4 protein-coding genes and 1 pseudogene are annotated in these 10,606 nt (G+C 74.7%); all 5 read left to right on the forward strand.

Going from position 1 to position 10,606, the window contains the following annotated elements:
- Positions 1-2 precede the first annotated feature (2 nt).
- The 5 genes and pseudogenes from ACFVFR_RS00925 to sucD all read left to right on the forward strand — a co-directional run bounded on the left by ACFVFR_RS00925 (position 3) and on the right by sucD (position 10,472).
- Positions 3-1,187 (forward strand): AAA family ATPase, encoded by a 1,185-nt coding sequence (locus ACFVFR_RS00925; protein WP_383696808.1) that lies wholly within the window; start codon positions 3-5, stop codon positions 1,185-1,187.
- Between the two features lie 449 nt (positions 1,188-1,636).
- Positions 1,637-4,153 (forward strand): annotated as a pseudogene (locus tag ACFVFR_RS00930) (DUF5682 family protein); the annotation flags it as partial.
- 603 nt (positions 4,154-4,756) lie between these two features.
- Positions 4,757-5,545 carry a VWA domain-containing protein gene (locus ACFVFR_RS00935; protein WP_383696810.1) on the forward strand — a complete coding sequence of 263 codons (789 nt, stop codon included), beginning with the start codon at positions 4,757-4,759 and terminating at the stop codon, positions 5,543-5,545.
- A 2,848-nt stretch (positions 5,546-8,393) separates the two neighbouring features.
- Entirely contained in the window at positions 8,394-9,566 is a 1,173-nt protein-coding gene (sucC, locus tag ACFVFR_RS00940) for an ADP-forming succinate--CoA ligase subunit beta (RefSeq protein WP_383696580.1), read from the forward strand.
- 21 nt (positions 9,567-9,587) lie between these two features.
- Positions 9,588-10,472 carry a succinate--CoA ligase subunit alpha gene (gene sucD, locus ACFVFR_RS00945; protein ID WP_383696583.1) on the forward strand — a complete coding sequence of 295 codons (885 nt, stop codon included), beginning with the start codon at positions 9,588-9,590 and terminating at the stop codon, positions 10,470-10,472.
- Positions 10,473-10,606: the final 134 nt, after the last annotated feature.

Genomic DNA, 10,606 nt, shown 5'->3' on the forward strand with positions numbered 1-10,606 from the left:
CCGTGTCTGGAAGCAAGAAGGCCACGTCGGAGTCCGTGTCGAGCGCGCCGGGGAGCGCCGGGGCCAGCGACACCGCACCACAGGACGAGGCGCGTGCCGACGAGCGGTCCGAGGCGCTGCGACCGCACGCCGAGGACGCGTTCGCCGAGGAGCTGGCCGCGCTCGCCGCGGCCGACGACCGGCCGCGGCCGGCCCGCTGGCGGCTCTCGCCCTGGGCCGTGGCCACCTATCTGCTGGGCGGCACGTTGCCGGACGGCACCGTGATCACCCCGAAGTACGTCGGGCCGCGCCGCATCGTCGAGGTCGCCGTGACGACGCTGGCCACCGACCGCGCGCTGCTGCTGCTCGGCGTGCCCGGCACCGCCAAGACGTGGGTCTCCGAGCACCTGGCGGCGGCCGTCAGCGGTGACTCGACCCTGCTGGTGCAGGGCACGGCGGGGACGTCGGAGGAGGCCATCAGGTACGGCTGGAACTACGCCGAGCTCCTGGCGCACGGCCCGAGCCGGGACGCGCTGGTGCCCAGCCCCGTCATGCGGGCCATGGCCGAGGGCATGACCGCGCGGGTCGAGGAGCTGACCCGCATCCCGGCCGACGTACAGGACACGCTGATCACCGTGCTGTCGGAGAAGACGCTGCCCATCCCGGAGCTGGGCGCGGAGGTGCAGGCGGTGCGCGGCTTCAACCTGATCGCCACCGCCAACGACCGGGACCGGGGCGTCAACGAGCTCTCCAGCGCCCTGCGCCGCCGGTTCAATACCGTGGTGCTGCCGCTGCCCGCCACGCCCGAGGCCGAGGTGGACATCGTCGCCCGCCGCGTCGACCAGCTCGGCACCTCGCTCGACCTGCCGGCCACGCCCGAGGCGATAGCGGAGATCCGCCGGGTGGTCACCGTCTTCCGCGAACTGCGCGAGGGGGTGACCAGCGACGGCCGCACCAAGCTCAAGTCGCCCTCGGGCACCCTGTCCACGGCCGAGGCGATCTCCGTGGTGACCGGCGGCCTCGCGCTGGCGGCGCACTTCGGCGACGGCGTCCTGCGGGCGGACGACGTGGCCGCCGGCATCCTCGGCGCCGTGGTCCGCGACCCGGCCGCCGACCGGGTGATCTGGCAGGAGTACGTCGAGACGGTCGTGCGCGAGCGCGACGGTTGGAAGGACTTCTACCGGGCCTGCCGCGAGGTCGGCGCGTGACGCGGACGCGCGAACGGGAGGCGTCCGCGCCCGACGCGGCGCGAACGCCCCCCGGGGCCGCCTTCGCGCGCGGGCGCGCGCGTAAGAGCCCGGACGCCGGGCCGGGCGCCGACCCGGTGGCGAGCGGGCGGGCAGGCGTACGGACGGGCACGGACACACGATCGAGTGCGCGAGCGGGCGCGGACGCGGCGAGAGCCGCCACCGCACCCGGCGCGCCGTTCACGGCCGCGGGGGTGGCGATGATCCGGCAGGGATCGACGACGTACGAGGAGAGCGCGGTGGACGCGGCACGGGAGAGCGCGGTCACGGGGGCCACGGGGCCGGGCGACGCGGACGGGGCGCTTGCCGCCGGCGGGGCGCGGGCCCTCGCGCGGGCCGCGCGGGCGATCGGCGCGCGGGTCGCGGACCCGGCCGGGCCGACGGCGACGGCCGGGGGCGCCTCGGGGCCACTGCTGCTCGGCGTACGCCACCACGGGCCCGGCTCGGCCCGCGCCGTGCGGGCGGCGCTCGACGCGTGCGCCCCCAAGGCCGTGTTGGTCGAGGGCCCGCCGGAGGGCGACGCACTGCTCCCGCTGGCCGCCGACCCGGGCATGCGGCCACCGGTCGCGCTGCTCGCGCACGTGGCGAACGAGCCGGGCCGGGCCGCGTTCTGGCCGCTCGCGGAGTTCTCGCCGGAGTGGGTGGCGATCCGCTGGGCCCTGGAGCACGACGTACCGGTGCGGTTCATCGACCTGCCCGCGACCCACACGCTCGCCCTCGCCGACGAGCCCGGCCGGGCCGGCGGCGACGAGCCGGGCGACCCGTCGCCCGAGGCCCCGCGCGGCGAGGGTGACGCCCCCGACGAGGACGGCCGGCCCCCACGGGCCACGGCGGTGCGCGTCGACCCGCTGGCGGTGCTCGCCCAGGCGGCGGGCTACGACGACCCCGAGCGGTGGTGGGAGGACGTCGTGGAGCACCGTGGTGCGGCCACCGCCCCCGCGGGCGGCGCCGACCGGCTCAACGGCCCGTCGCGGGCGATGTGCCACGACGACGGGCCCGACGGCCACGCGACCGCCCGCGCCCGGGTGTTGGCCCCGTTCGCGGCCATCGGCGAGGCCATGGCGGCCCTGCGCGCGGCGTACGGACCGGAGGGCCTGGCCGAGCCCTCCCCGGGAACCGACCGGGACGAGCCCGGCGGGCCGGCCGACCACGAACGGGACGTGGTGCGCGAGGCGCACATGCGCCTGCGCCTGCGCGAGGCCCGGCGCGAGTTCGGCGACGACGTCGCCGTCGTCTGCGGCGCCTGGCACGTGCCCGCGCTGACCGCGAAGACGACGGTGGCCGCCGACCGTGGGCTGCTGCGCGGCCTGCCGAAGGCCAAGGTGGAACTGAGCTGGGTGCCCTGGACCCACCGCCGGCTGGCCCGTGGCAGCGGATACGGCGCGGGCATCACCTCGCCCGGCTGGTACGGACACCTCTTCGGCGCGCCGGACCGTCCCGTGGAGCGGTGGTTGACCAAGGTCGCCGGCCTGTTGCGCGACGAGGACTACCCGGTATCGACCGCGCACGTCATCGAGGCGGTGCGGCTCGCGGACACCCTGGCGGTGCTGCGGGGCCGCCCGCTGGCCGGGCTCACCGAGACCACCGACGCCGTCCGCTCGGTGCTCTGCGAGGGGTCGGACGTACCGCTCGCCCTGGTCCGCGAGCGGCTGGTGGTCGGCGACGACATCGGCGAGGTCCCCGACACGGCCCCGGCCACCCCGCTCCAACGCGACCTGGCCCGGGCCCAGCGCACCCTGCGCCTGAAGCCCACCGCGACCGACCGCGAGGTGGAACTCGACCTGCGCAAGGAGACGGACGTCGAGCGCAGCGTGCTGCTGTACCGACTGGGGCTGCTCGACATCCCGTGGGGCGAGCCGTCCCGCCACGCCCGCGCGGGCACCGGCACGTTCCGTGAGACCTGGCGGCTGCGTTGGGAGCCCGAACTCGCGGTGCGCGTCGCCGAGGCCGGTGTCTGGGGCACCACCGTCCTCTCGGCGGCCACCGCGCGCGCCGAAGCCCGCGCCGTCGACGCCCCGGGCCTGCCGGACGTCACGGAACTGGCCGAGCGCTGCCTGCTCGCCGGCCTGCCCGACGCGCTTCCGGTGGTCATGCGGGTGCTCGCCGACCGTGCCGCGCTCGCCTCCGACGTCGGCCACCTCGCCCAGGCCCTGCCCGCCCTGGTGCGCTCCGTCCGCTACGGCGACGTGCGCGGCACCGACGCGGCGGCGCTCGGCGAGGTCGCCGTCGGCCTCGCCGAGCGGGTCTGCGTGGGTCTGCCGCCCGCCTGCGTGGGCCTGGACGCGGACGGCGCCGAGGAGATGCGCGGCCATCTGGACGCGGCCCACCGGGCCATCGGCCTCCTGGCCGAGAGCGAGAGCGGGTCGGGGGCCGGCGGGTCGGGGGCGGGGAGCGCGGCCGACCCGCGCGCGCAGGCGGGGCCGGGGCTGCGCGGGCGGTGGGCCGCCGTGCTGCGGCTGCTCGCGGAGCGGGACGGCACCCCGGGACTCATCCGTGGCCGGGCCGCCCGACTGCTCCTGGACGACGGCCGGCTGGCCGACGGGGAGGCCGCCCGCCTGATGGGGCTCGCCCTGTCGCCCGGTACGCCGCCGGTGGCGGCAGCCGCCTGGATCGAGGGGTTCGTTGGCGGCGGCGCGGGCGGCGGCATGCTCCTCGTCCACGACGAGCGGCTGCTCACCCTCGTCGACACGTGGCTGTGCGGCGTGGCGCCCGAGGCGTTCACGGACGTCCTCCCGCTGCTGCGCCGCACGTTCGCCGCGTACGAGGACGGGGTACGCCGCACGCTCGGCGAGCTCGTACGCCGTGGCCCCGGCCACGCCCGCGCGAGCGTGACCACCGGGGCGTCGGCGCTGGGCTTCGGTCCGACGCGCGACGACGAGCGGGCGCGGGCCGTCCTGCCGACACTGTGGGCCCTGCTCGGCCTCGACGCGTCGACCCCGGCGCCCACCGAGCCGGAGCGGGCCGCCGAGCCGGAGCGGGCCGCCGAGGCCGACCAGCCCGTCGCGTCCCCGGCCGACGCGCCGTCGGCCACGCCCGACGAGGCGCGTACGACCGGCGCGGCCGGCCCGGCCGCTGTGGTCGCCGTGGGAGGCCCGGCCGGCGCGGGCACCGAGGCGAGGGCGCCGCGTGTGCCGGACGCCGAACGGCTGCGCCGTTGGCGCCTGGTGCTCGGTGGGGGCGAGGGGGTCGACGGCACGGGCCACCCGCTCGACGGTCACGACGCCGCGATGGACCGCACCCTGGAGGCGCTGTACGGGCGGCGCGGGGGGAGCGGGGGCGACGGGCCGGCCGGGCGCGGCACGGCGGGCGCGTCGGGGCAGCGCTCCGCCGGCCTCGGCGACTCGGCGCCGCGCGTGGCCCGCTGGCTCGGCGACATCCGTACGTACTTCCCCACCTCCGTCGTCCAGGTCATGCAGCGCGACGCGATCGACCGGCTCGGCCTGTCCGCGCTCCTGCTGGAGCCGGAGATGCTGGAGGCGGTGGAGGCCGACGTCCATCTGGTGGGGACGTTGCTCTCGCTCAACAAGGCGATGCCCGAGACCACGAAGGACACCGCCCGTGCCGTGGTGCGCAAGGTGGTGGAGGACCTGGAACGACGACTGGCCACCCGCACCCGCACCACGCTCAACGGCGCGCTCGACCGCTCGGCGCGGATCAGCCGCCCGCGCCACCAGGACATCGACTGGAACCGCACCATCCGCGCCAACCTCAAGAACTACCTGCCGGAGTACCGCACGGTGATCCCCGAGCGGCTGATCGGGTACGGCCGGTCCGCGCGCGGGACCAAGAAGGACGTCATCCTCTGCATCGACCAGTCGGGTTCGATGGCGGCCTCCGTCGTCTACGCCTCGGTGTTCGGCGCCGTGCTGGCCTCGATGCGTTCCCTCGCCACCCGGCTGGTCGTCTTCGACACCTCCGTGGTGGACCTGACGGACCAGCTCGACGACCCGGTGGACGTGCTGTTCGGTACGCAACTGGGCGGCGGCACGGACATCAACCGCGCGCTGGCGTACTGCCAGTCACAGATCACCCGCCCCGCCGACACGGTGGTCGTGTTGATCAGCGATCTGTACGAGGGCGGCATCCGGGACGAGATGCTCGGCCGGGTCGCGGCGATGAAGGCCTCCGGCGTGCAGTTCGTCGCCCTGCTCGCGCTGTCCGACGAGGGCGCGCCCTCGTATGACCGGGAGCACGCGGGGGCGCTCGCGGCGCTCGGCGCGCCGGCCTTCGCCTGTACGCCCGACCTCTTTCCCGAGGTGATGGCGGCGGCCATCGAGCGACGTCAACTCCCCATACCAGATGGGGAGTCACATCGGTAACGCCCCGCCTCAGGGGTTGCGCTGCCCCCTGTGCAGCGTGCAAGGATCGCCCCGCACCGAGACGTTCACCCGCTCGCCCGCCGAACAGCCATCCGGCCTTGGCCCGTTGTTCCCCGAAGGCCCCGTCCTCCCGCGACCCCTCGCTCGACTCGACCCCCTGGATCTCTCCGGTCCCCGTACTCCGTCCGCCCCTCATGGCCCAGCACCAGCGGACTGCCCCACGCGCCGGTTCCGTCGGTTTCCGCGCCTGCCGGCCCACGTCGCCCGCCGGTTCTCGTGACGCGCCGGGCGGTGCGTGCGCCCCCGTCGGACAGCGGGGCGTCCGGACCGCCGCACGAGGGCGTAGAGGGAGGCGCCTTACGCGGGCGGTTACGCGTCCGCGCGGTGGGCGGTCGCCTCGCGACGGGGGACGAAGGGGGGCCGAAGGCGACGGCGCGCGGGTCCGGGCCTCGGGCCGGCCGAAGTGGTCAGGATGTCGTCGGTGCCGGCACTCCCGTGGCGGAGCACGGTGGTCCGACCGGCGGCGGCCTCGGCCGCACCGCCCCCAGAACCGCCGGAGAGCACGGGCTCCGCCAGGCCCGCGCTCTCCGGCCACCATCCGCCAGCCCCGCCCCCACCCGCGAACCGGTCCGCACCCCGCACGCCGGTCCGCGCACGCCGAACCCAGCGATGCCCGTGAGCCGAGCCACGTCCCGTGAACCAAGTCACGTCCCGTGAGCCGAGCTACCTCCCGCGAACCAAGTCACGTCCCGCGAACCGCGTCACGCGCCGCGAGCTCGCCCGGCCCCCGCGAGTCGGGCCGTACGCCCACCAGCCCCGGGCCCACCGGACCCCGCCACCACGAGCGGTCCGGCTCGCGCCGCTGCCCGGCCCCACCCCCACACTGGTCAGCCCCGTCCCGCCGCCCGCCCTACCGTCCCGTTGCCCGTCGGCTGTCCAGCCGCCGGCCGCCCACCATCGTCGTACCGTTCGCCGCCAGTGGCCCGTCGTACCGTCCGCTGCCCCGCCGCCTGACGCCCCCGCTGCCCGCTCCCTGGCGCCCGCCGCCTGGTGACCCGACCGACCCGTAACCGCGCCCCGCCCCGCCCCGACCCGACAGCCCAACCTCGCGCGCCCCGCGCAACCAGTACGGCGGCCCTGCTCCGCCAGTCGGCCGAGCCACGTCAGCCGGCCCCCACCATTCGCGCCCGTGCCCCGACGGCCCAACCACCTCCACCCGTCCGGTCGCGGGGACGGGTTGCCTCGCGGAGGCGGGCCGCTTCGCGGGCTCGAGCGGCCTCGTTGGGCCGAGCCGCCTCGCGGAGGCGGGCGGTCCTGCTGGGGTGAGCCACCGCATTCGCACGGGCTACGTCTTGAGGACGGGTCACCTCGCGGGGACGGGCTGCCTCGCGAAGCCATCTCGCGGGCTCGAGCGGGCTCGCTGGGGGTGAGCCACCTCGTTGGGCCGAGCCGCCCCGTGAGGACGGGCCGCCCCGTGAGGACGGGCCTCCGCGCGGGGGTGAGGCACTTCGCCAGGCCGAGGTGTCTTATCGAGGCGGGGCCATCTGCCGGGTGAGACCGTCCCGCCGCCCGCGACACCAGGTCAGGCCACCGCACCGGATCGGGTCGCAGCAGGGCACGGGAGTCACCCCACGAGAGCGAGCCGCCTCGCCGGGTTGAGCTCCTTCACAGTCGCGAGCTGCCCCACCGGGAGTCGCACGAGCACGAGCCACTTCACGGAAGCAGTAGCCCCACGGGGCCGAGCTACCCCCGGGCTGGGCCGTCTCACGGGTCCGAGCCGCCCCACCGGGCCGAGCCGCCCCACCGGGCCGAGCCACTCCACCGGGCGCGAGCCACTCCATGAGAGCAGCGGCCCCGCAGGTGCTGGGCAGCCCCACCGAGCCGAGCCGCCGCACACGGCTGAGCCACCCCACCGGGCGCGAGCCATTCCACGACAGGGTCGCCCCGCAAGGGCTGGGCCGTCCCGCTGAGCCGAGCCACTCCACCGGGCGCCAGCCACTCCACCGGGCCGCGCCCCTCCACGGGTGCGAGCCACCCCGCCGGGCTGAGCCACCTCCCCGGGCGCGAGCCACTCCACGAGAGCAGTAGCCCCACCGGGCCGAGCCGCCGCACACGGCTGAGCCACCTCACCGAGTCGAGCCGCCCCACGGGGTCGAGCCACTCCACCGGGCGCGAGCCACTCCACGAGAGCAGTAGCCCCACCGGGCCGAGCCGCCGCACACGGCTGAGCCACTCCACCGGGCCGAGCCGCCGCACGGCGTTGAGCCACCCCACCGGGCGCGAGCCACTCGACGACAGCGTGGTCCCGCAGGGGCTGGGCCGGCCCATCGGGCCGCGCCACCTCATCCGGCTGGGCCGGCCCCGCGGAAGCTGCGGCGGCCTCACGGGATGGGGCCGCCCCGCAGGGGCTGGGCCGCCCCGCGGGATGGGGTCGCGTTTACGGCTCGCGATTGCCCACGGCGGGGGGCGTACCCGGAATGCCCCGCCGGCGAGGCGTGAGTTTCGGTGGCGTGAACGGTTCGGGCCTGGCATCGGAAGGTCATCGGGCGACTCGGGGCCCACATCGGCCGAGTGGGTGGTCTCGGTGGTGATCGAGCAGCCTCGGGTAGCGATCTGTGACTGTTATCACCGCCCAAGTGTGATCTGTGATTTAGGGAGCCCCGGCATGCGGGGATAACCTGCCAGGCGGACATGCCGCGTACCCGGCTGACGCGTACAACCTCGTAGCGACCCTGTATCGACCTTGGTGAGCGCGTCGTCACGCTGCCCTTCGCGGCACGCCCGCGCAGACAAGAACCGCGATCAGTCAGACCGCCGGTGTAGTTGAGAAGCAAAGGGACGGACGCGCGTGGACCTGTTCGAGTACCAGGCGAGGGACCTCTTCGCCAAGCACGGTGTACCGGTGCTGGCCGGTGAAGTCATCGACACGCCTGAGGCGGCGCGCGAGGTGACCGAGCGTCTCGGCGGCCGGGCGGTCGTCAAGGCGCAGGTGAAGGTGGGCGGCCGGGGCAAGGCCGGCGGCGTGAAGCTCGCCGCCGACCCGGCCGACGCGGTCGAGAAGGCCACGCAGATCCTGGGCATGGACATCAAGGGCCACACGGTCCACAAGGTCATGCTGGCCGAGACCGCGGACATCGCGGAGGAGTACTACGTCTCCTTCCTTCTCGACCGCACCAACCGCACCTTCCTCGCCATGGCCTCCGTCGAGGGCGGCGTGGAGATCGAGGTCGTCGCGGAGCAGAACCCCGACGCGCTCGCCAAGATCCCGGTCGACGCGATCGAGGGCGTGACCGACGAGAAGGCCCGTGAGATCGTCGCCGCGGCGAAGTTCCCGGCCGAGCTCGCCGACCAGGTCGTCGAGGTCCTCAAGACCCTGTGGAAGGTCTTCATCGAGGAGGACGCCCTCCTCGTCGAGGTGAACCCGCTGGTCAAGACCGGTGACGGCAAGGTCATCGCGCTGGACGGCAAGGTGTCCCTGGACGCCAACGCCGAGTTCCGGCAGCCCGACCACGCCGCGCTTGAGGACAAGGCCGCGGCCAACCCGCTGGAGGCGGCGGCCAAGGCCAAGGGCCTGAACTACGTCAAGCTCGATGGCCAGGTCGGCATCATCGGCAACGGCGCGGGCCTGGTCATGAGCACCCTGGACGTCGTCGCGTACGCCGGTGAGAACCACGGCAACGTGAAGCCCGCCAACTTCCTCGACATCGGTGGCGGCGCGTCCGCCGAGGTCATGGCCAACGGCCTGGAGATCATCCTCGGCGACCCGGACGTCAAGTCCGTCTTCGTCAACGTCTTCGGCGGCATCACCGCGTGTGACGCGGTCGCCAACGGCATCGTGCAGGCGCTGGAGCTCCTGAAGACCAAGGGCGAGGACGTCACGAAGCCGCTGGTCGTGCGTCTCGACGGCAACAACGCGGAGCTGGGTCGCAAGATCCTGACCGACGCGAACCACCCGCTGGTGCAGCAGGTGGACACGATGGACGGTGCCGCGGAGCGGGCCGCCGAGCTGGCTGCGAAGTAAGGGACGAGGTCACCAGTAACCATGGCTATCTTTCTCACCAAGGAAAGCAAGGTCATCGTCCAGGGGATGACCGGCTCCGAGGGCCAGAAGCACACCAAGCGCATGCTTGCCTCGGGCACCAACATCGTCGGTGGCGTGAACCCGCGCAAGGCGGGCACCACCGTTGACTTCGACGGCACCGAGGTACCGGTGTACGGCGGCGTGAAGGAGGCCATCGAGGCCACCGGCGCCGACGTCACCGTCATCTTCGTCCCGGAGAAGTTCACCAAGGACGCGGTCATCGAGGCGATCGACGCCGAGATCCCGCTGGCCGTCGTGATCACCGAGGGCATCGCCGTCCACGACACCGCCAACTTCTGGGCGTACGCGGGCAGCAAGGGCAACAAGACGCGCATCATCGGCCCGAACTGCCCCGGTCTGATCACCCCCGGTCAGTCGAACGCCGGCATCATCCCGGCCGACATCACCAAGCCGGGCCGCATCGGTCTCGTGTCCAAGTCCGGCACGCTGACGTACCAGATGATGTACGAGCTGCGGGACATCGGCTTCTCGTCCTGCGTCGGCATCGGCGGTGACCCGATCATCGGCACCACGCACATCGACGCGCTCGCCGCGTTCGAGGCCGACCCCGACACCGACCTGATCGTCATGATCGGCGAGATCGGTGGCGACGCCGAGGAGCGGGCCGCGGACTTCATCAAGGCCAACGTCACCAAGCCGGTCGTCGGCTACGTGGCGGGCTTCACCGCGCCCGAGGGCAAGACCATGGGCCACGCCGGCGCCATCGTCTCCGGCTCCTCCGGCACGGCGCAGGCCAAGAAGGAGGCCCTGGAGGCCGCGGGTGTGAAGGTCGGCAAGACGCCGTCCGAGACGGCCCGCCTGGCCCGCGAGGTCCTCGCCGGCTGATTCCGGCACACGCTGTGATCCGGGCGAGCCGCACAGGCTGCCCGGCGCTTACGGGCGCGGGTCCGCATCCCCCACGGGGGGGGAGCCGCCCCCGGGGGGGTGCCCGGCAACCCCGGCGGTCGACGCGCCCCCGG

It is taken from the genome of Streptomyces sp. NPDC057702, assembly GCF_042799315.1.
In the GTDB taxonomy this organism is placed as follows: Bacteria; Actinomycetota; Actinomycetes; order Streptomycetales; family Streptomycetaceae; genus Streptomyces.